24 protein-coding genes and 1 pseudogene are annotated in these 26,791 nt (G+C 74.1%); 14 read left to right on the forward strand and 11 right to left on the reverse strand.

Going from position 1 to position 26,791, the window contains the following annotated elements; genetic code table 11:
* Positions 1 to 6 precede the first annotated feature (6 nt).
* Positions 7 to 417 carry a DUF2795 domain-containing protein gene (locus ABGB05_RS30640; RefSeq protein ID WP_347657414.1) on the reverse strand — a complete coding sequence of 137 codons (411 nt, stop codon included), beginning with the start codon at positions 415 to 417 and terminating at the stop codon, positions 7 to 9.
* 125 nt (positions 418 to 542) lie between these two features.
* The gene (locus tag ABGB05_RS30645) at positions 543 to 1,529 is read right to left on the reverse strand and encodes a YihY/virulence factor BrkB family protein (RefSeq protein WP_347657415.1); all 987 of its coding nucleotides are present in this window, start codon (positions 1,527 to 1,529) and stop codon (positions 543 to 545) included.
* 361 nt (positions 1,530 to 1,890) lie between these two features.
* On the opposite strand from ABGB05_RS30645, the gene ABGB05_RS30650 reads away from it, so the two are divergent.
* Positions 1,891 to 2,313 carry a ChaB family protein gene (locus ABGB05_RS30650; RefSeq protein WP_347657416.1) on the forward strand — a complete coding sequence of 141 codons (423 nt, stop codon included), beginning with the start codon at positions 1,891 to 1,893 and terminating at the stop codon, positions 2,311 to 2,313.
* Between the two features lie 62 nt (positions 2,314 to 2,375).
* Here the strand turns inward: ABGB05_RS30650 and ABGB05_RS30655 are convergent, their stop codons facing one another.
* On the reverse strand, positions 2,376 to 3,818 hold the full coding sequence (locus tag ABGB05_RS30655) for an aldehyde dehydrogenase family protein (RefSeq protein ID WP_347657436.1): 1,443 nt from the start codon (positions 3,816 to 3,818) through the stop codon (positions 2,376 to 2,378).
* Positions 3,819 to 3,939: 121 nt separating this feature from the next.
* Between ABGB05_RS30655 and ABGB05_RS30660 the strand changes: the two genes are divergently transcribed.
* Positions 3,940 to 5,544, forward strand: a complete 1,605-nt coding sequence (locus ABGB05_RS30660; protein ID WP_347657417.1) for an NAD(P)/FAD-dependent oxidoreductase — start codon at positions 3,940 to 3,942, stop codon at positions 5,542 to 5,544.
* A 102-nt stretch (positions 5,545 to 5,646) separates the two neighbouring features.
* Here the strand turns inward: ABGB05_RS30660 and ABGB05_RS30665 are convergent.
* Positions 5,647 to 6,411 (reverse strand): annotated as a pseudogene (locus ABGB05_RS30665) (polyprenol monophosphomannose synthase); the annotation flags it as partial.
* A gap of 542 nt (positions 6,412 to 6,953) precedes the next feature.
* Here ABGB05_RS30665 and ABGB05_RS30670 point away from each other — a divergent pair.
* The 8 genes from ABGB05_RS30670 to ABGB05_RS30705 are packed head-to-tail and all read left to right on the forward strand — an operon-like array spanning position 6,954 to position 15,945.
* A complete protein-coding gene (locus ABGB05_RS30670) occupies positions 6,954 to 8,735 on the forward strand; it encodes an HAD-IIIA family hydrolase (RefSeq protein WP_347657437.1) in 1,782 nt (593 codons plus the stop codon).
* On the forward strand, positions 8,732 to 9,703 hold the full coding sequence (locus ABGB05_RS30675; RefSeq protein WP_347657418.1) for a glycosyltransferase: 972 nt from the start codon (positions 8,732 to 8,734) through the stop codon (positions 9,701 to 9,703). The genes ABGB05_RS30670 and ABGB05_RS30675 overlap by 4 nt, the downstream gene beginning before the upstream one ends.
* A complete protein-coding gene (locus tag ABGB05_RS30680) occupies positions 9,694 to 10,914 on the forward strand; it encodes a glycosyltransferase (protein ID WP_347657419.1) in 1,221 nt (406 codons plus the stop codon). The genes ABGB05_RS30675 and ABGB05_RS30680 overlap by 10 nt, the downstream gene beginning before the upstream one ends.
* On the forward strand, positions 10,911 to 11,735 hold the full coding sequence (locus ABGB05_RS30685) for an SIS domain-containing protein (RefSeq protein WP_347657420.1): 825 nt from the start codon (positions 10,911 to 10,913) through the stop codon (positions 11,733 to 11,735). The genes ABGB05_RS30680 and ABGB05_RS30685 overlap by 4 nt, the downstream gene beginning before the upstream one ends.
* A complete protein-coding gene (locus ABGB05_RS30690) occupies positions 11,732 to 13,255 on the forward strand; it encodes a PfkB family carbohydrate kinase (protein ID WP_347657421.1) in 1,524 nt (507 codons plus the stop codon). The genes ABGB05_RS30685 and ABGB05_RS30690 overlap by 4 nt, the downstream gene beginning before the upstream one ends.
* Before the next feature lie 53 nt (positions 13,256 to 13,308).
* On the forward strand, positions 13,309 to 13,995 hold the full coding sequence (locus ABGB05_RS30695; protein WP_347657438.1) for an SDR family oxidoreductase: 687 nt from the start codon (positions 13,309 to 13,311) through the stop codon (positions 13,993 to 13,995).
* Positions 13,992 to 14,978: a glycosyltransferase family 9 protein gene (locus ABGB05_RS30700; protein WP_347657422.1), complete on the forward strand. Its 987-nt coding sequence runs from the start codon at positions 13,992 to 13,994 to the stop codon at positions 14,976 to 14,978. The genes ABGB05_RS30695 and ABGB05_RS30700 overlap by 4 nt, the downstream gene beginning before the upstream one ends.
* Positions 14,962 to 15,945, forward strand: a complete 984-nt coding sequence (locus tag ABGB05_RS30705) for a DNA topoisomerase IB (RefSeq protein ID WP_347657423.1) — start codon at positions 14,962 to 14,964, stop codon at positions 15,943 to 15,945. The genes ABGB05_RS30700 and ABGB05_RS30705 overlap by 17 nt, the downstream gene beginning before the upstream one ends.
* 134 nt (positions 15,946 to 16,079) lie before the next feature.
* Here the strand turns inward: ABGB05_RS30705 and ABGB05_RS30710 are convergent, their stop codons facing one another.
* From ABGB05_RS30710 to ABGB05_RS30725, 4 genes are all read right to left on the reverse strand, one after another.
* Positions 16,080 to 17,153, reverse strand: a complete 1,074-nt coding sequence (locus tag ABGB05_RS30710; RefSeq protein ID WP_347657424.1) for a glycoside hydrolase family 19 protein — start codon at positions 17,151 to 17,153, stop codon at positions 16,080 to 16,082.
* Between the two features lie 198 nt (positions 17,154 to 17,351).
* Positions 17,352 to 17,858, reverse strand: coding sequence for a hypothetical protein (locus ABGB05_RS30715; RefSeq protein WP_347657425.1), 507 nt, complete (start codon positions 17,856 to 17,858; stop codon positions 17,352 to 17,354).
* 132 nt (positions 17,859 to 17,990) lie between these two features.
* A complete protein-coding gene (locus ABGB05_RS30720) occupies positions 17,991 to 19,640 on the reverse strand; it encodes an ATP-dependent DNA helicase RecQ (protein ID WP_347657426.1) in 1,650 nt (549 codons plus the stop codon).
* A gap of 114 nt (positions 19,641 to 19,754) precedes the next feature.
* On the reverse strand, positions 19,755 to 19,949 hold the full coding sequence (locus ABGB05_RS30725; protein WP_347657439.1) for a hypothetical protein: 195 nt from the start codon (positions 19,947 to 19,949) through the stop codon (positions 19,755 to 19,757).
* 143 nt (positions 19,950 to 20,092) lie between these two features.
* On the opposite strand from ABGB05_RS30725, the gene ABGB05_RS30730 reads away from it, so the two are divergent.
* The gene (locus ABGB05_RS30730; protein WP_347657427.1) at positions 20,093 to 21,658 is read left to right on the forward strand and encodes a glycoside hydrolase family 3 protein; all 1,566 of its coding nucleotides are present in this window, start codon (positions 20,093 to 20,095) and stop codon (positions 21,656 to 21,658) included.
* A gap of 168 nt (positions 21,659 to 21,826) precedes the next feature.
* A complete protein-coding gene (locus tag ABGB05_RS30735) occupies positions 21,827 to 22,600 on the forward strand; it encodes a DUF6042 family protein (protein ID WP_347657428.1) in 774 nt (257 codons plus the stop codon).
* 61 nt (positions 22,601 to 22,661) lie between these two features.
* On the opposite strand, the gene ABGB05_RS30740 is transcribed toward ABGB05_RS30735, so the two are convergent.
* The 3 genes from ABGB05_RS30740 to ABGB05_RS30750 are packed head-to-tail and all read right to left on the reverse strand — an operon-like array spanning position 22,662 to position 25,354.
* The gene (locus ABGB05_RS30740) at positions 22,662 to 23,768 is read right to left on the reverse strand and encodes a PQQ-dependent sugar dehydrogenase (RefSeq protein WP_347657429.1); all 1,107 of its coding nucleotides are present in this window, start codon (positions 23,766 to 23,768) and stop codon (positions 22,662 to 22,664) included.
* 51 nt (positions 23,769 to 23,819) lie between these two features.
* The gene (locus tag ABGB05_RS30745) at positions 23,820 to 24,104 is read right to left on the reverse strand and encodes a GNAT family N-acetyltransferase (protein ID WP_347657430.1); all 285 of its coding nucleotides are present in this window, start codon (positions 24,102 to 24,104) and stop codon (positions 23,820 to 23,822) included.
* The gene (locus ABGB05_RS30750; RefSeq protein WP_347657431.1) at positions 24,101 to 25,354 is read right to left on the reverse strand and encodes a cysteine desulfurase-like protein; all 1,254 of its coding nucleotides are present in this window, start codon (positions 25,352 to 25,354) and stop codon (positions 24,101 to 24,103) included. Before ABGB05_RS30750 ends, ABGB05_RS30745 begins: the two co-directional genes overlap by 4 nt.
* Positions 25,355 to 25,429: 75 nt before the next feature.
* Between ABGB05_RS30750 and ABGB05_RS30755 the strand changes: the two genes are divergently transcribed.
* Together ABGB05_RS30755 and ABGB05_RS30760 are read left to right on the forward strand one after the other, a co-directional pair.
* Positions 25,430 to 25,792 (forward strand): hypothetical protein, encoded by a 363-nt coding sequence (locus ABGB05_RS30755; protein ID WP_347657432.1) that lies wholly within the window; start codon positions 25,430 to 25,432, stop codon positions 25,790 to 25,792.
* A 79-nt stretch (positions 25,793 to 25,871) separates the two neighbouring features.
* Complete coding sequence (locus ABGB05_RS30760; protein ID WP_347657433.1) at positions 25,872 to 26,693, forward strand: DUF1206 domain-containing protein; 822 nt, start codon at positions 25,872 to 25,874, stop codon at positions 26,691 to 26,693.
* Positions 26,694 to 26,791: the final 98 nt, after the last annotated feature.

The raw sequence follows: 26,791 nt of genomic DNA on the forward strand, positions 1-26,791 counted from the left end.
GTCCGGTCACCAGCGATGGGTCTCGTTCGGGTGCCCGAGGGCGGCCCAGATCTCCGAAACGGTCTGGAACTGGGTGTTCGCCGGCAGCCGGTCCAACTGGGCCAGGATGTCGTCCGGCGCCTCGTTCTCCTCGGCGCGCAGGCGCAGGCTCTCCCGGTCGCCGGGCAGCGCCGAGAGCGGGATGAACCTGCCCAGCCGGCTACGCTGCTCGACCTCCCCCGGGGTCATGCCCTGCGGCACGCCCGTCCGGGTGTCGCTGTCCGGTGCCCGGCTGATGATCGGCTGGTCCTCGCCGGCCGGTTCCGGCTCGCGCCACTCCTGGGCACGGCCGCCGGCGGTGCTCTGCACCGTCCCCTTCACCTCGCGGCCCATTTCCTCGTCCACGCGGGGGCTGTGCTTGCTGCTGCCACGTTCCATGTCCAATGCGCTACCCGGCTGGCGCCGGGCTAAACGACGGGCGTCCCGGTCCCGACCCTTTCCGGGAGAATCGTCCGATTCGGTGGCCACTCGGTGTCCGAACCGTTCTCCTCGGCGGTGGGCGGCTATTCCGGGTCGGCGGGTCTCCTGGGCGGCAGCGCCGGATCCACCGGCGGCTCGGCGCCGGCCTGCAGCGCCCGGCCGCGCTGCAACTCCGCGTTCAGTTCCACCCCCAGCATCACCGCGCAGTTGGACAGGTACAACCACACCAGGAAGGCGATGACCGCGCCGAGGCTGCCGTAGGTGACGTTGTACGAGTCGAAGCGCGAGACGTAGAGCCCGAAGCCGAAGGAGACCACCGCCCAGGCGAGCAGGGCGACCGCGCCGCCGACAGTGAGCCATCGGAACCTCGGCTGCCGTACGTTCGGTGCGATCCAGAACAACAGCGAGAGCAGCAGCATCATGATGGCGACCAGCACCGGCCACTTGGCGATCGTCCAGGCGGTCCGGGGGGTGTCGCCGAGCGCGAGCACGTCCCCGACCGCGTCGGTCACCGGACCACTGACCACCAGACCGGCCGCCACCACCGCCAGCAGGACCAGGGCGACCGCGGTCAGGCCCAGTTGCAGCGGGCGGAGCAGGTAGAACGGCCGTCCCTCCTCGACACCGTAGATCGCGTTGGAGGCCCGGGTGAACGCGCCCACGTACCCGGAGGCGGACCAGAGGGCGGCGAGCAGACCGAAACTCAACAGCACCTTCGCCGAGCCCTGGTCGTGCACCACGTCCCGCAGTACGCCGAGGAAGGTCTCGTTCGCCACCACCGGCCCCGCCCCGACGTCCTCGGCGAGACCCGCGATGGTGTCGACGGTCTGCTCCCCGTTGGAAACCAGGCCGACCAGGGCGACGATGACGATCGCCGACGGGAAGAGTGCGAGTACCGCGTAGTAGGTCAGGGCGGCGGCCCAGTCGACGCAGTTGTCCCGGACGAAGTTCCGGACGCTGCGTACCAGCACGCCCCGCCAGGTCGACCAGTGCAGTTGCCGTAGCCGTCCGGGCCGGCGGACACCGTGCCCGTCGGCGGTGGCGGGACCGGGATCGGCGCTGACGGTCATCTCTGTTCCCCTGTCTGCCCCGCCGGACCGGGGCGTACGGGTCCCGCAGTCGCCCCCGGCGGGGACCGGGCGACGGGGCGTCCACCGACGGCCGGGTGGGGCGACCGACGGGTGGCGTGACCGGGCACGGTGGTTCCTGCGGTGCCCGGTACCCCCGCCGGGAACCGGACAAACGCCGGGTACCGGGGTGCGGGTGGGACACCGCCACGGGACGACCGTGGCACCGGGGCGGCACGGGCGACGGCGGCACCGGGCCCGGCGGGTCGACGGCGGCACGGGGCGGGAGGACCCCGGCGGGTTAACCGCGACGCCGGACCGGGAAGGCGAGTGGGAAGGCAACCGCTGACCGGAGGAGGACATCATGCCCGGACGCGAGGTTCTGCCCAGCACCGTGCGACGCTCACCCGACAAGGCGCAGCGGACCTGGGCGAAGACCCACGACTCGGCCGTCGAGACGTACGGCGAGGGCGAGCGGTCGCACCGGACGGCGTTCGCCGCGCTGAAGCACTCGTTCGAGAAGGTCGGCGACCACTGGGAGCCAAAGGGGCGCAAGGGGCCCAGTGACCGGCAGGCGGCCGGGGGTGGCCCGGCGCGACGGGCGCCCACCGCCGGCGGGGTGGACGCCAACGCGCCGAAGGGGCACCTGCTGGAGGTCGCCAGGAAGCTGGACGTGCCGGGACGCTCCCGGATGACCAAGGACGAACTGGTGGGCGCGATCGAGAAGGCGAACAACCGCCGTACCACCGAGGCGCGGGGGCGGGAGAAGGGCGGTAACCGACGCTGACCCGGACCCGCCGCCGGGGGGTCGACGGGACCGGGGGACGGGCGTCGACTCCCGGCTCCGGGTCACCACCGCCCGCCGCCGTCACCGCCCGGCGCCTCGATGTGCACCGCCTTCACCGCGGTGAGTTCGTCGAGCAGCTCCGGCCCGTACCCGAAGCCCTGGCCGCTGCCACCGCGCGGCTCGGCGGCGCCGCCCGGGGCGCCGCCGAAGACGGAGTTGATTTTCACGGTGCCGACCGGCAGCTCCCGCCAGGCCCGCTGGGCGTGGCTCATCGAGCCGGTGAGCACCGTGGCGGCCAGCCCGTACGGCGAGTACGACGCCCGGGACAGCGCCTCGTCGAACGAGTCGACCACCATCACCGGGGCGACCGGACCGAAGGTCTCGTCCCGCATCACCGCCATCTGGTCGGTGCATTCGGCGAGCACCGTCGCCGGGTAGAAGGCGCCCGGGCCGTCGGGTACGGTACCGCCGACCAGGATCCGGGCCCCGTCGGCGACGGCGGCCCGTACCTGGCCGTCCACCTGTTCCCGGTGTCGCCGGTCGACCAGCGGGCCGAGTTCGGTGAGCGGGTCCCGGCCCGGCCCGACCTGCAACGCCTCGGCCTGCTGCACCAGCGCGCCGAGGAACCGGGCCGCCACCGACCGCAGAACGTAGATCCGTTCCACCGCGACGCAGAGCTGACCGGAGTTGGCGAAGGCCCCGAGCGCGGCCTGCTGGCCGGCCCATCGCGGGTCGACGTCCTCGTCCACGATCAGCGGGTCGCTGCCGCCGTTCTCCAGCAGCGCCTTCGCCCCGGTACGGGCGCACGCGGCGGCGATCGACCGGCCGGTGGCGGTGGAGCCGACGTGCGCGACCACGTCGACCTCCTGGCCGGCGAGGGCGGCGCCGACCGAGCCGTCACCGGTGACCAGCGACAGCACGCCGGACGGCAGGTGCTCGTCGAGCAGCCGGGCCAGCAGCCAACCGCTGGCGGGGCTGCGCTCGCTCGGCTTGTAGACCACCGTGTTGCCGGTGACCAGGGCCGCGCCGAGCAGGCCGCAGGAGACCGCGACCGGATCGTTCCACGGGGTGATCGCGGCGACGACACCCCGGGGCTGCGGCACCATCAGGTCGATGCAGTCGCTCTCGCCGGCGAGGGCTCGGCCGCCGCGTACCGCGGCGAGTTCGGCGTACTGCCGCAGGGTCGCCACGCCGGCCTCGACGCCGGCCCGGGCCGCGCCCAGCGGCCGGCCCATCTCGGCGGTCTGCGCCTCCGCGAGCTGGTCGGCGGCCGCCTCGAGGGCGTCGGCCGCGCGGCGCAGTGCGGCGGACCGTTCCGCCGGCGCGGTCCGGGCCCAGCCGGGAAACACCGAGCGGGCGGCCTTGACCGCCGCCGCGACCTCCGCCGCGCTGGCCACCGGGAGCTCGCTGACCGGTGTCCCGTCGGCCGGGTCCCGCACGGTCGACCGGCCGGCGTCGCCGCCGGCCCCCCACACTCCGGCGATGAGCTGTTGGACCTGGTACATGGGGCGCAGCTTGCCCGGGTCTGCGTCCGCCAAACTCGGTCGTTTGTGCCGATCGGCGGCGGGTAGCGGCGGTGCGGCGGGTAGGCCCCGGCCCGGTCCGGGGCCGGGTTACAGTGCCCGGATGACGGCAGCGGGGGAGAGTGCCGATGCCATCGTCGTCGGCGCGGGGCACAACGGCCTGGTCGCGGCGAACCTGCTGGCGGACGCCGGCTGGGACGTCCTCGTGCTGGAGGCGACCGCCGGCGCCGGTGGCGCGGTCAGGTCGGCGGAGGTGACCGCGCCCGGTTACCTCAGCGACCTCTACAGCGCGTTCTACCCGCTCGGCTTCGCCTCGCCGGTCCTGCGGGGGCTGGGGCTGGACCGCTACGGCCTGGCCTGGCGGCACGCCCCGGACGTGCTGGCTCATCTCTTCCCGGATGACGGGGCGGTGCGGCTCAACCGCGACCCCGAGGTCACGGCGGCCTCGCTGGAGCGGTTCGGCGCCGGGGACGGGCAGCGGTGGCTCTCCGCGTACGCCGAATGGCGCGACCTCTCGAAGCCGCTGCTGGACGCGCTCTTCACTCCCTTCCCGCCGGTCCGTACCGGGGTGGCGCTGGCCCGCCGGCTGCGTACCGCCGGTGCGCTCCGGCTGGCCCGCCGTCTTGTCCTGCCGGTCCGCCGACTCGGCGCGGAACTCTTCACCGGTACGGGCGGCCCGGCGCTGCTGGCCGGTTGTGCGTTGCACACCGACCTCTCCCCGGACGAGCCGGGTTCCGGGGTGTACGGCTGGCTGCTCGCCATGCTCGGGCAGCAGGTCGGCTGGCCGGTGCCGGTCGGCGGCGCCCAGCGGATCACCGACGCCCTGGTCGCCCGGTTGCGGGACCGGGGTGGCCGGATCCACTACCGCACCCCGGTCGACCGGATCCTGGTGGCCCGGAACCGGGCCATGGGTGCGCGGTCGGCCGACGGTGCGTTGTGGCGGGCCCGTCGGGCGGTGCTCGCCGACGTACCGGCGCCGGCACTCCTGCTCGACCTGGTCGGTGCCGCCCACCTGCCGCCTCGGCTGGTGGCCGACCTGGCGCACTTCCGCTGGGACGGCTCGACGGTCAAAGTGGACTGGGCGTTGTCCGGGCCGGTGCCGTGGCGGAACCCGGACGTCGCCGGTGCCGGCACCGTCCACCTCGGCCCCGATCTGGACGGGCTGAGCCGGTACGCGGCGACACTGCACCGCGACGAACTGCCGGCCGAGCCGTTTGTCCTGGCCGGACAGCTGACGGTGGCGGATCCGAGCCGTTCACCGGCGGGGACGGAGTCGCTCTGGGCGTACACCCATCTGCCGTTCCGGCGGCACTGGTCGGCGGCGGAGGTCGACGAGCGGGTGGCGGCGATCGAGGCGGTGTTGGAGCGGGCCGCGCCCGGGTTCGGCGCGCTGGTCCGGGGACGGCACGTGGCCGGGCCGGCCGACCTCGAGGCGGGGGACCCGAACCTTGTCGGAGGCGCGGTCGGTGGTGGCACCTCGGCGGCGTACCAGCAACTGTTCCTGCGCCCGGTGCCCGGCCTCGGTCGGGCGGACACCCCGGTCGACCGGTTGTTCCTGGCTGGGGCGTCCGCGCATCCGGGCGGCGGGGTGCACGGCGCGCCGGGGGCCAACGCCGCCCGCGCCGCCCTGGCCCGGGACCGGGCGCTGACCGGAGGGATGTACGCCGCTGTCATGTCGACGGCGCAGCGGGCGATCCACGCCCGGTAGCGCGGCGGCGGACGGGGCCGCGCCCGCCGCCCGGACGGGTCAGTCCGAGGTCTGCTCCGGGTCGGTCCGGCCGGTGGTCCCGGCGTCCGGCGAGGGCTCGGCCCGGGTGATGTGCCGGTGCCGTCCACGCAGCTTGAACGGCATCAACGCACTCTCGACCTTGGTTGCGGTGGTCATCTTCGAGTCGCCGTCGTGGCGCTCCTGGAAGTGGATCGGCACCTCGAGGATGGTGTGCCCGAGCTTCGTGGCCAGGTAGTGCATCTCGACCTGGAAGCTGTAGCCGTTCGACTGGACCCGGTCCAGTCCGATGTCCCGCAGGGCGTCCGCCCGCCAGATCTTGAAACCGGCGGTGAGGTCGCGGATCCGTACCTGCAGCAGGGTGTGCACGTAGAAGTTGGCCCAGCCGCTCAGCGCCCGCCGGTACAGCGGCCACGCCTGGTCGAGTTCACCACCGGGTACGTAACGTGAGCCGATCACCACACCGGCCCGGGTGGACAGCAGCGCGCCGAGCATGCCGGGCAGCGCCTCCGGCGGGTGGGAGAGGTCGGCGTCCATCTGCGCGACGTAGTCCGCACCGGCCTCCAGCGCCCGGCCGATGCCGTCGACGTACGCCCGTCCGAGTCCCTCCTTGCCGGCCCGGTGCACGACGTGGATCCGTTCGGGATGTTCGACGGCGAGTTTGTCCGCCACCTCGCCGGTGCCGTCGGGTGAGTTGTCGTCGGCGATGAGGATGCTCAGTCCCGGCAGGGGGAGGGCCAGCAGGCGCTCGACCAGCACGGGGAGGTTCCCCGCCTCGTTGTAGGTGGGCACGACGACGGTCAGGCGAGCATCCCGCCAGGGAGACGGCAGCTCCACGGGTTTGATCATCGGGGCATCCTCGGTTGGCCTACAGCGGTCAGGGGCAAAGCGTAACGTGACATGGAGCGCGTGCTACAACACGGGCCAACGGCAACAAATCAGTCGTCATCATGGCGAAAGGCGCCGGCTGAGCCCGTTCCGGCCGTACACCGCAAGGATCCTGTGACAATTCCCGGCCGCGGTGACGATGCGCAGCCGCGGCGGTGGCGATCCGTGGCCGGGTCGGTGACCATGCGTGGTCGGTGGCGGCGACGATCGCCGCCCGCCCCCGGTGAGGTCCGTGGCCCGCGGCGTGACCGTGCGCGGCCCGTCGCGGACGTCGGGGATTGCCGGCGACGGCGGCGGTAGCCGCCGGACGTCCCGGGTAATCACGCGGGAACCCGGTACGGCGCGGGCCCGGTCCGCCGCACCGTCGGATTGATGTTTACTCCTCCTGCCCACGGGAACCCGCCGCCGTGCGCAACGACCAGGTCGACCCGCATCAGCGCAGGTCAGGGGCACCGCGCGGTGGCCCTGACGAGGTGCGGGTCCGACCCGGGCTGTTCGACGCGGTGCTGTTCGACCGGGACGGCACGCTGATCGAGGACGTGCCGTACAACGGTGATCCGGCGCGGGTCCGCCCGATGCCCGGCGCCCGCGAGGCGCTCGACCGGTTGCGCGCCGCCGGGCTGCGGTTGGGCGTGGTGACCAACCAGTCCGGCATCGCCCGTGGCCGGTTCACCGCCGCCGAACTGGCCCTGGTGAACGCCCGGGTCGAGGAACTCCTCGGGCCGTTCGACACCTGGCAGATCTGTCCGCACGCCCCGGCGGTCGACGCCGTCGGCTGTCGCTGCCGCAAACCCGCGCCGGGCCTGGTCGAGGCGGCGGCGGAGGCGCTGGGCACCCGGCCCACCCGCTGCGTGCTGGTCGGCGACATCGGCGCGGACATGACGGCGGCGGGTGCCGCCGGTGCCGGCGCGGTCCTGGTCCCGACCGCGGTGACCCGGGCCGAGGAGGTGGCCGCGGCGCCGGCCGTGACCGGCGACTTGACCACGGCGGTGGACCTGATCCTCCGCCGTCACCGGCTGGGGGTCGACGAGCAATCGTCGGTCGCGGGTCTCGCCGACCGAGCGGCTCCGACCGGATCTGCCGGGCGTCGCCGGTGTGTCCTGGTCGCCCGCTCCGATTCGGTCGGGGACGTGCTGGTCACCGGGCCGGCGATCCGGGCGGTGGCGGCCGGTGCCGACCGGGTGGTGCTGCTCTGCGGCCCTCGTGGCCGGGCCGCGGCCGAACTGCTGCCCGGCGTGGACGAACTGGTCGAGTGGCGGCTGCCCTGGATCGATCCCCGGCCCGGCCCGGTCGACGCCGGGGAGCTGGCCCGCCTGGTCGAACGACTGGCCCGGGTCGGCGCGGACGAGGCGGTCCTGTTCACCTCCTTCCACCAGTCCGCGCTGCCCCTGGCGCTGCTGCTGCGGATGGCCGGGGTGGCGCGGATCTCGGCGATCAGCGACGACTATCCCGGCTCGCTGCTGGACGTCCGGCACCGGGTGCCGGCGGGGGTGCCCGAGGCCGAACGGGCGTTGTCGCTGGCCGCGGCCGCGGGGTTCCGGTTGCCGGTCGACGACGAACCACTGCTGCGACTGCGTACCGACCGGATCGGCCCACCCGGCGACGGCGCGCGACTGCCCGCGCCCGGCTACGTCGTGCTGCACCCCGGCTCGTCGGTGCCGGCCCGGGCCTGCCCGCCCGACCTCTGTGCGGAGATCGTCGAGACGCTGGCCGACGCCGGTCACCGGGTGGTGGTGACCGGTGGTCCCGGCGAGGACGCCCTGACCGCCCGGGTCGCCGGCCGTCGCGGCGTCGACCTCGGCGGGCAGACCTCACTGGCCGGCCTCGCGGCGATCATCAGCCGGGCCGACTGTCTGGTGGTCGGCAACACCGGCCCGGCGCACCTCGCGGCGGCGGTCGGGGTTCCGGTGGTCAGCCTCTTCGCCCCCACCGTCCCGTTCGGACAGTGGGGGCCCTACCGGGTACCGACGGTCCGGCTCGGCGCCGCCGACGCCGGCTGCCGGCACACCCGGGCCACCAGCTGCCCGGTGCCCGGCCACCCGTGCCTGTCCGACATCGCACCGCGTCAGGTGGTGGCGGCGGTCGGTCTCCTCGTCCGGCAGCGACCCGACCCGGGTACGCCGGTCGGGGCGGCCGGTCCGCTCACCGCCGCCGTCACCGGTACGGCCGCCGGCCCCGCAGTCGGTGCCGAGGTCGGTGGCGCGGCCGGTGCGGTCGCGGGCGGCGCGGCCGGTGGACCGGCGCTGGCCAACGTGTCGGCCGGCCTCAAGGAGGTGGGGCGGTGAACATCCTGCTCTGGCACGTGCACGGCTCCTGGACCACCGCCTTCGTGCACGGCAAGCACCGCTACCTCGTCCCGGTCACCCCCGACCGGGGCCCGTACGGACTGGGCCGGGCCCGGACCTACCAGTGGCCGGACACCGTCGACGAGGTCAGCCCGGAGGCGCTCGCCGACACCGACGTCGACCTGGTGATCCTGCAACGACCCGAGGAGATCGACCTCGCCGAGCGCTGGCTCGGCCGGCGGATCGGTCGGGACGTACCGGCGATCTTCGTCGAGCACAACACCCCGAAAGAGGGGAACGTGCCGAACAGCCGGCACCCGCTGGCCGACCGCGACGACCTGCTGATCGCCCACGTCACCCACTTCAACGCGCTGTTCTGGGACACCGGAACCACCCGGACCACCGTCGTCGAGCACGGCATCGTGGCGCCGACCGCGACCTACACCGGTGAGCTGCCCCGGCTCGCCGTGGTGGTCAACGAACCGGTACGCCGCTGGCGGGTGACCGGCACCGACCTGCTGCCGCTGTTCGCCGAGATCGCCCCGCTCGACGTCTTCGGGATGGGCGTCGCCGGGCTGCCGGACCGGCTCGGACTGCCGGCCGACCGGCTGGCCGTCTACGACGACCTGCCGCAGAGCCGGATGCAGGCGGAGATCGCCCGGCGGCGGGCGTACCTGCACCTGTGTCGATGGACCTCGCTCGGGCTGAGCCTGATCGAGGCGATGGCGATGGGGATGCCGGTGGTCGTGCTCGCCGCGACCGAGGCGGTCGCCGCCGTACCGCCGGAGGCCGGGGTGCTGGCCACCCGGGTCGAGACCCTCACCGAGGCCGCCCGGCGGCTCATCGCCGAACCGGGGGACGCCCACCGGCTCGGCGTCGGGGCCCGCGAGGCCGCGCAGGCCCGGTACGGCCTGGACCGGTTCCTGGCGGACTGGGACCGGTTGCTGGAGGAGGAAGTATGCGCGTAGCGATGATCTCCGAGCACGCCAGCCCGCTCGCGGTACTCGGCGGGGAGGACGCCGGCGGCCAGAACACCCACGTCGCCGAGCTCTCCACGGCACTCGCCGCCGCCGGCCACGACGTCCGGGTCTACACCCGCCGGGACGGTACCGAGCTGCCCGGCACGGTCCGGATGGCGGACGCGGTCGACGTCGTGCACGTACCGGCCGGCCCGCCGGAGCCGATCGCCAAGGACGAACTGCTGCCACACATGAAGGAGTTCAGCCGGTGGCTCGTCGAGCGCTGGCGCGCCGACGACTGGACCCCCGACGTGGTGCACGCGCACTTCTGGATGAGCGGGCTGGCCGGCATCGCGGCCGGCCGGCAGACCGGGGTGCCGGTGGTGCAGACGTACCACGCGTTGGGCACGGTGAAGCGGCGGCACCAGGGCGCCGCGGACACCAGCCCGGCCCGCCGGGTCGGCTACGAGCGGGCGCTCGGCCGGGCGGTCGACCGGGTCATCGCACAGAGCCAGGACGAGGTCCGGGAACTGGTCCGGATGGGGGTACCGCTGGACCGGATGACGGTGATCCCGTCCGGGGTCAACAACCGGACCTTCTCCCCGGAGGGGCCGGCGGTGCCGCGTACCCCGGGCCGGCCCCGAATCCTCACCGTGGGCCGGCTGGTGGAACGGAAGGGCTACCAGGACCTGATCCGCGCGATGCCGATGATCCCGGACGCGGAGTGCGTGGTCGTCGGCGGGCCACCACCGGGCGAGGTCGACACCGACCCGCAGGTGCGGCGGCTGCGGGCGCTCGCCGACGAGGTCGGGGTCGCCGACCGGGTACGGCTGATCGGCGCGGTGCCGCGCGAGGAGATGCCGTACTGGTACCGCTCGGCGGACGTACTGGTCGCCGCCCCCTGGTACGAGCCGTTCGGGCTCACCCCACTGGAGGCGATGGCCTGCGGGGTGCCGGTGGTCGGCACCGCCGTCGGCGGACTCACCGACACCGTCGTACCCGGCCGGACCGGTGACCTGGTGCCGCCCCGTGATCCGGCCGCGCTCGGCGCCGCCGTCCGGGACCTGCTCGCCGACCGGGTACGCCGGTACGGCTACGCCCGGGCGGCCCTGGACCGGGCCCATCGCGAGTACTCGTGGAGTCGTACCGCCGACCAGATCGGCGCCGTCTACACGGCGGTCAGCGAGGTGCGGCGGCCGAGTGGGGTGGTCGCCGGATGACCGGGACGACCTCGACCGAGCTGCTCGACGGTCACCTCGCCGGACTCGCCTCGGCACTGTTGCCGTACCGCTCGGTGGCCGGCCGGCTGGGGCGCTGGGGTGACGAACTGGCCCGGCTGCTGGCCGGCGGCGGCCGGCTGCTGGTCGCCGGCAACGGCGGCAGCGCGGCCGAGGCTCAGCACCTGGCCGCCGAACTCGTCGGCAAGCTGCGCGACGACCGGGCCCCGTTGTCGGCGATCGCGCTCTGCGCGGAGACCTCCTCGCTCACCGCGCTCGGCAACGACTACGGCTTCGACGAGGTCTTCGCCCGTCAGGTACGGGCGCACGGCCGCCCCGGCGACATCCTGCTGCTGCTCTCCACCAGCGGCCGCAGCGCCAACCTGGTCCGGGCCGCCCGCGCCGGCCGGGAGATCGGCCTGCGGTGCTGGGCGTTCACCGGCCCGACCCCGAACCCGCTCGCCGACGCCTGCACCGACGTCCTGGCGGTGCCCTCGCCGGACAGTCAGGTGGTGCAGGAACTGCACCTGGTCTCGGCGCACGTGCTCTGCGGCTACGTCGACGCGCACCTGCCGGTGCTGCTCGGCCCGACCGGCGGGTACGCCGCCGGCCAGCGCCCGCCGGTCGCCGCGTACGCCGGTGCGGCGACGTCGACCGAACCGGCCGGACGGCCGGGGGTGGACGGGCCGGCGGCGGTCGGCGTACCGCCCCCCGAGCCGACGCCGGTACGACCGTCCGGAGTGGAGGACGAACTCGTGTTACGGGTGCCGGGCGGAATAGACCTGGGCGACGTCGCCCCGGGCGGGAGCGAGGAGGAGCGGTGACCGGGACAGTGGTGGTCGTCGGCGACACGCTGCTCGACCGGGACGTCGAGGGAGTGGTGAACCGGCTCTGTCCGGATTCGCCGGTGCCGGTGCTGGACGAGAACACCAGTGTGGACCGGCCGGGCGGGGCGGGGCTGGCCGCGCTCTTCGCCGCCAACCGCGGGTTCGAGGTCGCGCTCGTCACCGGGCTCGCCGACGACGAGGGCGGGGCCCGGCTGAGCCAGCTGCTCACCGCGGCCGGGGTACAGGTCTACGGGCTGCCGTTGCCGGGCGCCACGCCGGAGAAGATCCGGCTCCGGACCCGGGGGCGGGTGCTGCTGCGGCACGACCGGGGCGGACCGGCGGGTCCACCCGGCGAGCCGGCGGACGCCGTACTGGAGTTGCTGGCCGGGGCGGCGGCGATCCTGGTCAGCGACTACGGCCGGGGGGTGGCCCGGCATCCGACCCTGCGGTCGGCGCTGGCCACGACGACGGCACCGATCGTCTGGGATCCGCATCCGCGGGGCCCGGCGGCGGTGCCCGGGGTGCGGCTGGCCACCCCGAACGAGGGGGAGGCCCGGGAACTCGGCGGGGTGGCGCCGGGTGGCTCGCGGCTGACGGTCGCCTCCCGGAGCGCGCAGGCGCTGCGGGAACGGTGGCGGGCCGCCGCGGTGGCGGTGACGCTCGGCGGGGACGGTGCGCTGCTCCGGCACGCCGGCTCGACCCCGCTGATGGTCCCGGCTCCGGCCTGCGCCGACGGCGACACCTGCGGGGCCGGTGACCGGTTCGCCGCCACCGCGACCCTGGCCCTGGCCGAGGGGGCGCTGGTCTCCGAGGCGGTGCAGCGGGCCGTCGTCGAGGCGTCCGGGTACGTGGCCGGTGGTGGGGCGGCGACCGCGGTGCCGGTGCTGGCCGCGTCTCCGTCGGTCGCCGGCAGTGGACTTCCGCCGGCCGCGGCGCCGCCGATCGGGCGGGTCGTCCGGGACGGCGGGGCCGCCGCCGGTCGCGGCACGGTGCCGATCGCGGCGGTGGACTGGAGCGACCGGATCGGTGCCCGGGCGGCCGGCGACGTGGTCGCCCGGGTCCGGGCGGCCGGCGGCACCGTGGTCGCCACCGGCGGCTGCTTCGACCTGCTGCACGCCGGGCACGTGGCGACCCTGGAGGCGGCCCGCCAACTCGGCGACTGCCTGGTGGTCTGCGTCAACTCGGACGACAGTGTGGCCGGGTTGAAGGGACCGCAGCGCCCGCTGGTCCGGCACGCCGACCGGGCCCGGCTGCTGGCCGCCCTGGGCTGCGTGGACGCGGTGGTGGTCTTCGACGAGTCGACTCCGCACGCCGTGCTCTCCTGGTTGCGTCCGGACGTCTGGGTCAAGGGCGGCGACTACGGCACCGGCGGCGACGGCCCCGACCTGCCGGAGGCGGACATCCTGCGCCGGTGGGGCGGCTACACCGTGGTGGTGCCGTACCTCGACGGGCGGTCGACGACCCGGATGATCGCGGCGGCCCGGGTGGCCGGCCGGCCGGTGGGCGGTGCCCGGTGAGCGGCGAGCTGTCCGGCGGCGGATCGGCCACCGGAGCGGCCACCGGCGCCGGGGTGCCGCCCGGCGGGGCGGTCCTGGTCACCGGCGGATCCAGCGGTCTCGGGGCGGCGGTGGTCACCGCGCTCGCCGCCGCCGGCGCCCGGCCCTGCGTACTGGACCGGCAGGCGCCGAGCGTGCAGGTGCCGTGGGTCGCCTGCGACCTGGCCGACACCCGGGCCGCCGAGGAGGCGACCCGGGAACTCGCCGAACGGTCCGGCGGACTGACCGGGGTGGTGACGGCGGCCGGGGTCGACGTGCCGGGGCGGCTGGCCGAGGTGCCGGCCGAAACCTGGGAACGGGTGGTCACCGTCGACCTGTTCGCCACCGCCGCGGTGGTCCGGGCCGCCCTGCCCTACCTGGAACGCTCCCGGGGCACGGTGGTCACCGTCGCCTCCACCCTCGGCGTGAAGGCGGTCGGGGACGCCACCGCCTACTGCGCGGCGAAGTTCGGCGTGGTCGGTTTCACCCGGGCGCTCGCCGCCGAACTGGCCGGCGTGGTCGGGGTGACCCTGCTGATCCCGGGCGGCATGCGGACCGCGTTCTTCGACGAGCGGGACGCGCAGTACCGTCCCGGTCCGGACGCCGCCCTGAACAACCCGGCCGACGTCGCCGCCGCCGTCCTGTTCGCCCTGCGCCAGCCGCCCGGATGCGCGATCCGGGAGATGGTGGTCTGCGCCGACCAGGAGACGTCGTACCCGTGATCCTGGTGCTGCGGGCGCTCGGGGTCGGTGACCTGGCGACGGCGGTGCCGGCGCTGCGGGGGTTGCGTGCCGCGTTTCCGGAGCACACCCTGTCGGTCGCCGCACCGGACTGGCTCGCCCCGCTGGCGGAGCTGATCGGTGACGTCGACAACGTGCTGCCCACCGAGGGGCTTGATCCGGTCGACGGGTGGCCGGGACCGACCCCGTACTGGGCGGTCAACCTGCACGGGCGGGGCCCGGAGTCGCACCGGTTGCTCGGCGCCGCCGGGGCGGAACGGCTCTGTGCCTTCGCCTGTCCGGAGGCCGGGCACCTGGACGGCCCGCAGTGGCGCGACGACGAGCACGAGGTGCACCGGTGGTGCCGGCTGTTGCGCTGGTACGGCGTGGATTCCGACCCGGACGACCTCACGCTGCGTCGACCGGCGCCGCACCGGGTGCCGGTCGGGGTGACCGTGCTGCATCCGGGCGGCAAGGGCACCGAGCGGCGGTGGTCGCCGGTGCGGTTCGCCGCGCTGGCCCGGGAGCTCACCCGGGTCGGACACCGGGTGGTGGTCACCGGTTCGGCGGCCGAACGTGACCTGGTCGAGCGGGTGGTCGACGAGGCCGGGCTGCCGAACACCGCCGTGCTCGCCGGCCGGCTCAGCCTGGTCGACCTCGCCGCCGTGGTCGCGTACGGCCGACTGGTGGTCAGTACGGACACCGGGGTGGCGCACCTGGCGACCGCGTACCGGACCCCCTCGGTGGTGTTGTTCGGACCGGTCGCGTCGGCCCGGTGGGGCCCGCCGCCGGACCGTTCCTGGCACCGGGCCCTCGGCGGGGTCACCGGCGCCCACGATCGGTCGGTGCCGGTCGACGGCTCCGAGTCGGACGGGGCGTGGTCCGGGATCCATCCGGCGTTGGCCGCGATCGAGGTCGACGAGGTGCTGACGGCGGCGTCCGAGGTCGAACGGGCGGGACGGGACACTCGTGCGGTTGCGGCGTAGCGACCTCTCCGCGCCGGGCTACCGTCGGCGCCGGTACGGCCGGGGAGTGGTCTTCCTGGACATCGGTGGCCGTCCGCTGCGGGACCCGGACGAGGTGGACCGGCTCCGGTCGCTGGTGATCCCGCCCGCCTGGCGGGACGTCTGGATCTGCCCGGATCCGGCCGGGCACATCCAGGCCACCGGCACCGACGCGGCCGGCCGGCGGCAGTACCTGTACCACCCGCTCTGGCGGGTCCGGCGCGACCAGGCGAAGTTCGACCACGTGCTGGAGGTGGCGACCCGGTTGCCGGTGCTGCGGGAACAGGTCGACGCCGATCTCGGCACCCGGGGGCTGCGGCGGCCCCGGGTGCTGGCCACGGTCGCGAAACTGCTGGACATGGGGACGTTCCGGGTCGGCAGCGACCAGTACGCGGTGGGTGACGAGCCGACGTTCGGGGTGGCGACGCTGCGTCCGGAGCACACCCGGTGCCGGGGTGACGCGGTGGTCTTCGAGTTCCCGGCCAAGGGCGGGATCGCGCAGCAGTTGCGGATCGACGAACCACGGCTCTGCGGGGTGCTGCGGGAGTTGCGGCGACGTCGGCGCGCGGCGGCCCGGCTGTTCGGCTACTGGGATGGCCGGAGTTGGCGGGACGTACGCAGCGACGAGGTCAACGACTATCTGCGGACGGCGAGCGGCGGGGAGATGACCGCCAAGGACTTCCGTACCTGGCATGCCACCGTACTCGCGGCGACCCGGCTGGCGGCGGTCGAGCCGCCGCGGTCGACGACCGGCCGGCGGCGCGCGGTGGCGGCGGTGATGCGGGACGTGGCGGGGCTGCTCGGCAACACCCCGGCGGTGGCACGGGCCTCCTACGTGCACCCCCGGGTGGTCGACCTGTTCCACGACGGGGCGCTGGCGGGTGTTCCGGCGGACAGCCACGACGACCGCGCCGAGCCGGCCGTCATCGCGCTGCTGCGCGGCGACTGACGCCGTAGCCCTGGCCCGCTGTTCCGGCGGCCCCGGCCTGCCGTTTCGGCAGCGCGGGCCGCTGTTCCGGCGTCCCCGGCCGAGCTGACGGCCCCGGCCCCGTCGGTTCCGACGGGGCCGGGACGGGTCGCGGGTCAGCAGTAGAGGTTGGCCCCGGCCGGCACGCCGAGGATGCCGACGAACTGCTGGTAGCGGGTGACCCGGCTCTGCACCTGGGCGGGGTTGCCGTTGTTGCACTCGATCGAGCCGTTGATGCTGCGGATGGTCTGGCCGAAGCCGGCACCGGTGACCATCGCGTTGTGGGCGGTCATGGTGCCCGGCCCGTTCTGGGTCATCCAGTACCAGATGGCGGTCTTCCAGGCCACCGCCGCGTCGTTCTGCACCAACCACGGGTTGGTCAATAGCGGCAGGTTGAGGGCGTTGCCGGCGGCGTTGTAGTTGAAGTTCCAGCTCAGCTGGATCGGCCCGCGCCCGTAGTAGGCGGCCTGTCCGGCGGGGCAGCCGTAGGATTGGCCGGGGTCGCAGTAGTGCGGGTAGTTGGCGGTGTTCTGCTCCACGATGTGGACCAGTCCACCGGTCTCGTGGTGGACGTTCGCCAGGAAGGCCGCCGCCTCCTGGCGCTGGACGGTGCTGCTGCCGGTCCGGGTGAAGGCCGGGTACGCGGTGAGGGCGGCGACCAGGCCGGAGTACGTGTAGAACGGGTTGCGGCCCGGGAACATCTGGTTGAACTGGGCCTCGGTGACCACGAAGCCGCCGCCGGTCGGGGGCGGGGTGGTGGGCGGTTGGCCGCTGCAGGTGTACGGCTCCCAGTACCAGGTGCTGATGACGGGGTCGTAGCCCGGGTTCTCGTGCTCGGCGATGTAGTACTGGCCGTTGGTGTACCGCACGATGCTCCCGGCGGCGTACCAGGTGCCGGCGACCCAGTTCGGGTGGTTGCAGGTTCCGCCGGGCGGTGTGGTGCCGCCGTCGCAGGCGCCGAGGTCCTGCCAGACGCCGGTGCTGCCGGGCGGCGCCTCGTTCTGGGTCCACCACTTCGCCTGGTAGTTGCGTCCGCCGTGGGAGGCCTGGTCGCCTCCCCAGTAGACGGTCGAGGCCTGCCACGGCGCCGCGCAGGCGGCCGCTGACGCCGGGGTCGCCGGAATGATCGCCACGAGTCCACCGGCGACAACAAGTGCCGCGAGTGCGACCAGGGCGCGGAGTCTCGACATGCCGTCACTCCTTTCCTGGATACAGGGGCCTTCCTGGGGTGCAGGGGGCCAGCGGCCGATCGCATCGACCAGAGTGACTGTAACATGTCTGTTTGGAAAGTTAACTAATAGAAGCGTGAGAGAACCCGCCGCCGGGGACGGCCGGGTGGCGCCGACCAGACGCCGGTCGGCGACACCCGAAACGCGTGGAGGGGCGGCTCAGTCGTTGAGTACGTGCGCCAACTCGTCCCGGAATCGCCGCTCGGCCTCGGTGACCTCCTCGCCGCCCAGCCCGAGTACGCCACCGGTCGAGGCGGCGGTGACCACGTGCTCGGCGATGGAGAGCAGCCAGTGCTTGTACGCCCCGGCCTCGCCCTCGTCGACGCGGGTGTCCAGCAGCTTCGCCGCGCTCGCGGCCCGGGCCAGCACGTCGGCGATCACCGCCTTCGGATCGGTGGGCTCGATCACCGGTAGTTCCTCACCCGTCTCCGGGTCCCCGACCCGGGCCACGAGTTCCCCGGCGACGGCGGCGACCAGCGGACTGGCCGACTCTCGCCCGGCGGCGATGCTCTCCAGCCCGGCCGCGTTCTCCGACCTGGTCCGACGGCTGCCGTCCGACTCGGCGGCGCTGGCCGCGGTCAGCACCGACTGGGGCAGGCCGACGAGCAGGCCCCACTCGTCGTCGGTGAATCCGAACTCGGTCGTGTACAACGGTTGCTCCGTCATGGCAACCCCTCCTTCACTGATGGCAAACCATCACATCTCACGGCACGGTCGTGCCGACCGCAATCCGCAACGCCGGAGGTGCTGCGGAGCACGCCGGTGATCCGCGCCGGGTGGCGGGCCGGCCACCGTGCTTCAGTCCCGGACCGGCACGAGCAGGCCGTGCGCGCTGACCACCGGAACGGAGAGCGTCTTGTAGCCCACCTCCTCGAAGAGCACGGTCATCTTGTCCGCCTCGTAGCCGAGCACCAGTCCCGGGCCCCACTCCGGGTGCCGGACCGCGCTGCGGACCGGGAACGGCTCGTCGACGGCGGGTGCGGCGCCCGGCGGCTCGCCGTTGCCGGCGTGGCAGTTGTCGCAGTGCCCACACGGTGCCGGCAGCCGTTCCCCGAAGTACGCGAGCAGCACCTGTCCCCGGCAGCCCGTGCTTTCCGCGAACGCGCGCATCATGTCGGTCCGGGAGCGTTGCACGGTGAGCTGCCGTTCGGCCTCGGCGATCGCCGCCGTCGCCGCGTCGGCCGGGACCGGGGCGTACCGGGGACTGCCGAACCGGTGGTCGGCCAGGGTCGTCGCGGCACCGACCTGCTCCAGCAGGGCGAGCAGTTGCCCCAGTCGGCGGACGCCGAGCCCGGTCCGGTCCCGCAGGGCGGTGCGGGACAGTGGACCGTCACGCAGCAGCGCGGCCAGGTCGCGCAACTGGTCCGCATCCGGGGCGCCGCCGGTGAACCAGCGGCGCAGTCCGACGTCCTCGGCGCGCCAGAGCAGCAGCGCGCGGGCGTTGTCGCCGGCCCGGCCGGCCCGGCCGATCTCCTGCAGGTAGCTGTCCGGCGCGTCCGGCAACGCCATGTGCGCCACCCAGCGGATGTTCGGTTTGTCGATGCCCATCCCGAACGCCGAGGTGGCCACCATGACCGGTACCTGGTCGGCGAGGAACCGCTGGTGGCGTTCCTCGCGGGCAGCGGCCGACATCCCGCCGTGGTAGTGCTCCGCCGGAAAGCCGGCCCGGGTCAGCCGGGTGGCGAGTTCCTCGGCCGCCCGCCGCGTCGGCGCGTAGACGATGCCGGGGCGGCCCTCGGCCTCCAGCAGCGCGACCAGGCGTCGCCACCGCAGCTCCTCGGTGGCGCAGTTCGCCGCCTCGAGGAAGAGGTTGGGGCGGTCCAGTCCGGAGACCACGATCCGGGGTCGGCGCAGGCCGAGGCGGCTGATGATGTCGTCGCGGACCGGTGGGGAGGCGGTCGCGGTCAGCGCGACCACCGGCGGCCGGCCCAGTTGGGTGATCAGCTTCCCCAGGGCCAGGTAGTCAGGGCGGAAGTCGTGCCCCCAGGCGGAGATGCAGTGCGCCTCGTCGACCGCGACCAGGGCCGGGCGGAGTGCGCGTATCTCGGCCAGCCGGTCCGGGTTGGCGAGCTGCTCGGGGGTGGTGAACAGGAACCGGGCCCGGCCCCGCCGGATGTTCTCCAGCGCGGCGGCCCGCTGGCCGGCGTTCTCCGCGGAGCTGATCCGGACCGCGCGCAGTTCCGGCCGGCCCCGCTCGTTGAGCGCGGTGATCTGGTCCTGCTGCAGGGCGAGCAGCGGGGAGATAACCAGCGTCGGAGCCGGGAGCAGGGTCGCCGGCACCTGGTAGACGGCGGACTTGCCGGCCCCGGTCGGCAGTACGACGAGGGCGTCGCGACAGCGCAGCAGCGCCCGCATCGCGGTGAGCTGTTCGGGACGCAGCGTGGGCCAGCCGAACCGGTGCCGGGCGGCGCGCCGGAGCCGGGTGGCGGGCAGGGGTGTGAGTTTCATTGGTCGCCGCAGGTACCCCGGGGCCGGCGGACACAAACGGGGCCGACCCGCGCCGCTTTCGACCTGGCCCCGTGGTGCGAACCCCGGTGGCTTCGGCGACGCGGCTACCGACGGTTACCGGCCGCGTCCGAACATCGACCGGATGGCGGCGACCAGGAGGACGGTGCCGAGGATGGCGCCGACGATCCGGACGCCGGGGATGTCGTACCAGGTGCTCTCGTCGGCGGCGAGCAGCCGGTGGGGTTCCACGCCGAACCGCTTACCGGTTTCCCAGATGTTGTGCGGTGCTTCCCAGATGCTGTGTGGCATGCATGCACTGTCGCACGTAGGGATGCGTTCCGATTAATAGGAAGGTTTCTTGACTATTTTCGGAGCCGGTGTGACCATGGCAGCACCCGCCGCGACCGGGGGGGTGCTGGCCGTCCATGGTGGAGAGCGGGGGAACAGGCGGGATGAGCGGAACCACAGACAACCTGGCCGGTCTGGCCGCAGCGGTGCTGCAGCCGGGCTTCGTGGGGGCCACCCGCCCGCCGGACTGGGTACGCCGGTGGCTCGGTGAGGGGCTCGGCGGGGTGGTGCTGTTCGCTCGCAACGTGATCGACCACGAACAGGTGGCCGGGCTCACCGCCGCGATGCGGGCGGAGCGTCCCGACGTGCTGGTGGCGATCGACGAAGAGGCCGGGGACGTCACCCGACTCGAATCCCGGCGCGGCAGCTCCCGCCCCGGCAACCTGGCGCTCGGTGCGGTGGACGACCCCGACCTCACCGAGGCGGTGGCCCGTGACCTCGGCGCCGAACTGGCGGCGGCCGGGATCACCCTGAACTACGCCCCGGACGCCGACGTCAACGCCGACCCGGACAACCCGGTGATCGGCGTACGCTCGTTCGGCGCAGACCCGGGCCTGGTGGCCCGACACACCGCGGCCTGGGTACGCGGTCTGCAGTCCGCCGGGGTCGCCGCCTGTGCGAAACACTTCCCGGGACACGGTGACACCAGCGTCGACTCGCACCTCGACATCCCCCGGATCGGTGTGCCCCGTACCCGGCTCGAGGCCTGCGAACTGCCGCCGTTCCGGGCCGCGATCCGGGCCGGCGTACAGGCGGTGATGACCGGCCACCTGCTGGTCCCGGCGATCGACGACGAGTGGCCGGCGACCCTGAGTCGGCGGATCCTGACCGACCTGCTCCGCGAGGAGCTCGGCTTCCAGGGCGCGGTGGTCACCGACGGGATCGAGATGCGCGCGGTCACCCACCGGTACGGCTTCACCGGCGCGGCGGTACGGGCCCTGGTCGCCGGCGCCGACGCGATCTGCGTCGGCGGCGAGCACGCCGAGGAGGCGGACGCGCAACGGCTGCGGGACGCGATCGTCGAGGCGGTGACCACCGGGGTCCTGCCGGAGGAGCGGCTGGTCGAGGCGGCCAAGCGGGTCGGCCAGCTGGCCGCCTGGAGCAGTACCGCGCGGGCCGGACGGTCGGCCTGGGACGGTCCCGGTCCGGACGGTTCCCCGCTCGGGCTGGCCGCCGCCCGCCGGGCGGTACGCCTCACGGTCGGGTCCGGGACGGCCGGCAGCGGCCTGCCGCTCGCCGGGCCGGCGCACGTGGTGGAGTTCGCTCCACCGGACAACATCGCCACCGGCTCGGACACGCCCTGGGGCGTCGGCCTGCCGCTGGCCGCCCTGCTGCCCGGCACCACGACCGTACGGTTGACCGCGGACGAACTGGGCGTGGACCAACTCGGCACCAGTGGTCGGTTGCCGGCCGCGGTGCTGGTGCCGGCCCACGGGCGGCCCCTGGTGCTGGTGGTCCGCGACCTGCACCGCCACGAGTGGATGTCCACGGCGGTACATCGGGTCCTGGCGGGTCGCCCCGACGCGATCGTGGTCGAGATCGGCGTGCCGGAGACCGTGGTCGGCCAGGTGCATCTGGCCACCTACGGGGCGTCCTGGGCGGGCGGCCGGGCCGCCGCCGAGGTGCTCACCGGCCGGGCCGCCGTCGACGTCGGAGTCGCGGCACGCTGAACCGGATCGAGCCGCACCGTCCTGATCGGATCGTGGTTGTCGTCGACCGCCGGCTGACCTGGCAGCGGGGCGGTGTGCCACGCCGTACGGGGGCGGGCTGCCTCCCGGAACGCGCGGGGTAACCTTGGGTGCCCCCACGTGTACGCCGAGTCGCGGTATCGTCCTCCGGTGACCCCTCGCTGGCAGCGGGCCCCCCTCACGCCGTCCTGGATCCGGTGGCTACCCTGCGCCTTCGTCTATCTGACCATCGTGCCTGGTCAGGCCCGGTTCCGGCGCTCGTCGTGGTCCGGCGTCGTGCCCTGGGACGAGGCCGCCTGGTGCGATCCCGGCAGCGTGGAGGAGTGGGTGGCCCGGGCCCGGCGGCGGCGCGCCGGCCGCGATCCCGAACACGCCGAACTGCATGCCCGCGAGCACTACGCCTGGATGGTCAAGGTCCGGGCCACCCGGATCGAACTGTTCGCCGAGATGTGTCACCGGAACAACCTGCCGGTCCCGCACACCGTCCGGGAGCTGCTCTTCTGCCTCGCCGAACTCGGGCTGTTCGAGCTGACCGACGACGGCGACGATCCGTGGGTGCTGCCCCGACTCGACCGCGATCCGCTGGAGGTCCTGCCCCTGTCGCCGGAGGAGCGCGAGTTGGAGGTCCGTGCGCAGCGTGACGACCAGGCCGTCCTGGTGGCGATCGCGATCCGGCGACTCGCCGCCCGGACCCGTCGGCGGTGGCGTCGCCGGGTGGTCACCACCAGCCTGCGCAGTCTCGCCGGCTCCGCCGGGGTCACCGAGGAACAGGCCCGGCGTTCGCTCACCGACCTCGGCGAGATCGCGGCGCTGGGGGTGGCACCCGGCCGGACCGGGGAGAGCCTGCGACTCACCGTGCCGTGGCCCGACTTCCGGCTCCGGTTCCCGTTCGCCGAACTGCCCGCCCCGGAGCACGCGATCTGAACCCGGGGCCGCTGGCGCGCCGGTGGACGCGATCCGCGCCGCCACCGGTCGCCGCGTGGGCTCAGGGGACGAGGCGCAGGATCCGGTCGTCGCCGTCGCGCGGATCGCCACGTCCGTCGCGATTCGAGGTGAGCACCCACAGCGACCCGTCCGGGGCGGCGGCGACGTGCCGGAGGCGGCCGTACTCCCTGGTCAGCAGGGACTCCGGACGCTGCCCGTCGAGGCCGATCCGATAGAGCCGCTGGCCGCGCAGACAGGCCAGCCAGGCGCGGTCGCCGACCACCGCCAGCCCGCTCGGCGACGCCTCGTCGGTGGCCCAGGTGGCCAGCGGCGGGACGAACCGGTCGTCGGAGGAGTCGCCCTCCACCACCGGCCAGCCGTAGTTGCCGCCGGCGGTGATCCGGTTGAGCTCGTCGTAGTGGTTCTGTCCGAACTCGGCGGCGTACAGGGTGCCGTCGGCGGCCCAGCCCAGACCCTGCACGTTGCGGTGTCCGTAGCTGTAGACCGGCGAGCCGGGAAACGGGTTGCCGGGGGCGGGCAGTCCGTCCGGGGTCATCCGCAGGATCTTGCCGGCCAGACTGCTCCGGTCCTGGGAGGCGTCCCGGTCACCGGCGTCACCGGTTCCGGCGTACAGCAGACCGTCCGGCCCGAAGCCGATCCGGCCGCCGTTGTGGGTGCGGGAGCCGCGGGGGATGCCGGTCAGCACCGGCTGTGGCGTCTCGCCGAGGCGTAGCCGGGCGATCCGGTTGTCCCGCGCGGACGTGTAGTAGACGTAGATCCAGCCGTCCCGGGCGTGGTCGGGGGAGACCGCGATGCCGAGCAGCCCACCCTCGCCCTCGGGGGTCGCCTCGTCGATCCGGGCCACCTCGGTCGCGGTGTGTACGCCCGACGGGTCGGCGGCGACCCGGAGGATCCGCCGGCTGTCCCGTTCGGTCACCAGGGCGGAGCCGTCCGGCAGGAAGGCCAGCCCCCAGGGGGCCGCCAGGTCTCCGACGACGGTCCGCACACTCGCGGCCCGGACCCGTGGCGGGTCGGAGACCGACGGATCGGCGAACCAACCCCGCCAGAGGCCGACGCCGACCACCACGGCCCCGACCGCGAGCACCGCGACCGCCGCCGTCGCCATCCGACCCGTCCGGCCCGTCGTGCGCACTCCCGGCTCCGCCACGGGTACGACGGTAGCCGGTGCCCGGCCTTCCCGGGGACCCTCGAAGACCGCTCAGCCGTCGGTGACCACCGAGGTGTACTCGGGGTGGCGTTCGATGAAGCGGAGCAGGAAGGGGCAGGTGACCCGGACCGGTTCGCCCCGCTCACGGAGCTGGTCGAGGGTGCCCCGGGCCAGGGCGCTGCCGACGCCCTTGCCCTCGTAGCCCGGGTCGACCTCGGTGTGTACGAGAACGATGGTCCCGGACGCGACACGGTAGGCGACGAAACCGGCCAGGCTGTCGTCGATCAGGATCTCGAAGCGGCGTTCGGCGGGATTGTCCTGCACCAGTGTGTTCACCGGACGGATTCTCCCCGTACCAGACCGGATCCGTCGGTGACCCCGGTCACGGTCAGCCGCTCGAGTTCGCCCAGCAGCCGGTCGACGTCCTCGTCGGTGTTGTAGTGGTAGATGCTGGCCCGGACCGCGCCGCCGCTGTCGCGCAGGCCGAGGGCGGTGAAGTACTCGTACGCGTAGTAGTCGCCGGACGAGACGCAGATGCCGCGTTCGCCGAGCGCGGCGGCGGTGTCGGCCGGGGCCTGTCCGGCGATCCGGAACGAGACCGTCGGGCAGCGGTGTCGGGGTGCGCCGTACACGGTGATCCCGGGCAGCGCGGTCAGGCCGGCGAGCAGCCGGGCGAGGAGCTGGTCCTCGTGGGCCCGGGCGGCGGCGAGGCCGGCCCGGAGCCGTTCCCGTCGGTCGCCGGTCGCCGTCGGGTCGAGACCGGCGAGATGGTCCACGGCGGCCCGGACCCCGGCGAGCAGCGGCCAGCCCAGGCTGCCGAACTCGAAGCGCTGCGGCACCCGGTCGGGGGAGGGCAGCAGCTTGGCCGGGTGCAGCTCCGCCCACCGGGCCGGGTCGGCGACCACCGCGGCCACGTGTGGGCCGGACCACTTGTAGGCGCTGGTGACGTAGAAGTCGGCGCCGAGCGCGGCGACGTCGGTGGGACCGTGCGGGGTGGCGTGCACGCCGTCGACGTACACCAGGGCGCCGGCCCGGTGCGCGAGGGCGGCGATCCCGGCCACCTCCGGGACGGTGCCGATCGCGTTGCTGGCGGCGGTCAGCGCGACCAGCCGGGTACGCGGACCGACGAGTTCGGCGTACTGTGCGGTCGGCAGCTCCCCGGTCTCGCGGTCGAACTCGGCCCAGCGGACCACCGCGCCGGTCGCCTCCGCCGCCTGCACCCACGGCCGGACGTTGGAGTCGTGGTCGAGTCGGGAGACCACCACCTCGTCGCCCGGTCGCCACTGTCGACTCAGCGTCCGGGCCACGGTGTACGTCAACGCGGTGGCGCTCGGCCCGAACACCACGCCGTCCGGGTTCCCCCCGACCAGGTCGGCGACCGCCTGGCGGGCCGCCGCGACCAGGTCGCCGGAGCGCCGCCCGGGAACGTGGGCCGGGGTCAGGTTGGCCACCGCGCTGCGCATGGTTCCGGCGACCGCCTCGGCGACGGCGGCGGCGACCTGACTGCCGCCGGCCCCGTCGAAGTGCGTGAATCCCTCGTCCAGCGCCGGGTAGGCGGCCCGGACCCGGTTGATGTCGAACGGCATGTCGGGCACCCTAGCGGGCCGACCGTCGGATCCGGCCCGATGGTCGTCTGGATCACCTTGGGTACCCTTGGTGGGGTGACGAATCCTCCCCAGTACCGCCACATCACCCCCGTCCGTCGGGTCGCCGGCCTGTTCGCCGGTCTGGCTCTCGGTGCGGCTCTGCTGGCCGGCTGCAGTTCCGACGGCGCCAGCACCGACTGTGGGCTGGACGCCTGCACGGTCACGTTCAACCGGGGCGTCGACGCCCAGGCGAGCTTCCTCGGCGTGGAGGCGAAGCTGATCGGCGTCGACGGGGACCGGGTGACCATCGAGGTCGCCGGCGAGCAGTTGACCCTCACCGTCGGCGAGCAGGCCACCGAGGTCGGCGGCATGTACGCCACCGTGCAGAGCGCCGACGCCGACCAGGTGGTGGTCCGGATCGGGCGCAACGCCGGCTGACCTGGGGTCGTGGGTGGCGGGGTCGGGGCCGGTTCGGTCCGGACGTTTGGAAATCTTCGCGGCCGGTCATTGACTGGCCATGTCAGCGACCCAGACCGTGCACGCCGGCGCCGACCGCGCCGCCCACAGCAGAGCACTCGAAGTCCTCGCCCGGGTCGGGTTCGTCGGCTACGGGCTCGTCCACCTGCTCTTCGCCTGGCTGGCGTTGCAGATCGCGTTCGGCCGGCCCTCCGACGACGGTGACCAGTCGGGTGCGTTGCGCACCCTGGCTGCCCAGCCACTCGGCAGGTTCCTGGTCGGCGCGATCGGGATCGGCCTGCTCGCGATGGCGATCTGGCAGGCACTTGAGGCGGCGACCGGGCACCGGGAGTACCGGGGCCGCGAGCGGACCCTGGAGCGGGTCACCTCGGTCGGCCGTACCGTCTTCTACTTCTACTTCGCCTGGACCGCGTTCCAGGTGCTGCGGCATGCCAACTCGTCCAGTGCGGACAAACAGCAGGCGCTCACCGAGAAGCTGATGGAGTCCGGTGGTGGCCGGGCCCTGGTCGGGCTGGCCGGTCTCGGCCTGGCCGCGCTCGGTGCCGGCCTGGTCTGGTACGGGTGGGTGCGGAAGTTCGAACGGCATCTGCGGACCGGCCAGATGGACCACCGGATGCGGACCCTGGCCCGGCGGCTCGGCGTCGCCGGCTACATCGCCAAGGGGGTCGCGTACGGCATCGCCGGCGTGCTGGTGGTGACCGCCGCGCTGACCTACGACCCGGACCGGGCCCGAGGACTGGACGCCGCCCTGCACACGCTGCGTGAGCAGTCGTACGGCGGTTTCCTGCTCACCCTGGTGGCGCTCGGCATCGCCGCCTTCGCCGGGTTCTGTGTGGTCCAGGCGAGGTACCGGAAGGTCTGATTCGCCTCGACAGATCGGGCTAACTGGGGCATTCTACATTTCCTGCCTGAGTCCCCGGCACAGTCCGTCACGGCAGCGGGCCGGTCGTCCCCCTGGAC

Origin of the sequence: Plantactinospora sp. B5E13 (assembly GCF_039871775.1) — a bacterium.
GTDB lineage: Bacteria > Actinomycetota > Actinomycetes > Mycobacteriales > Micromonosporaceae > Plantactinospora.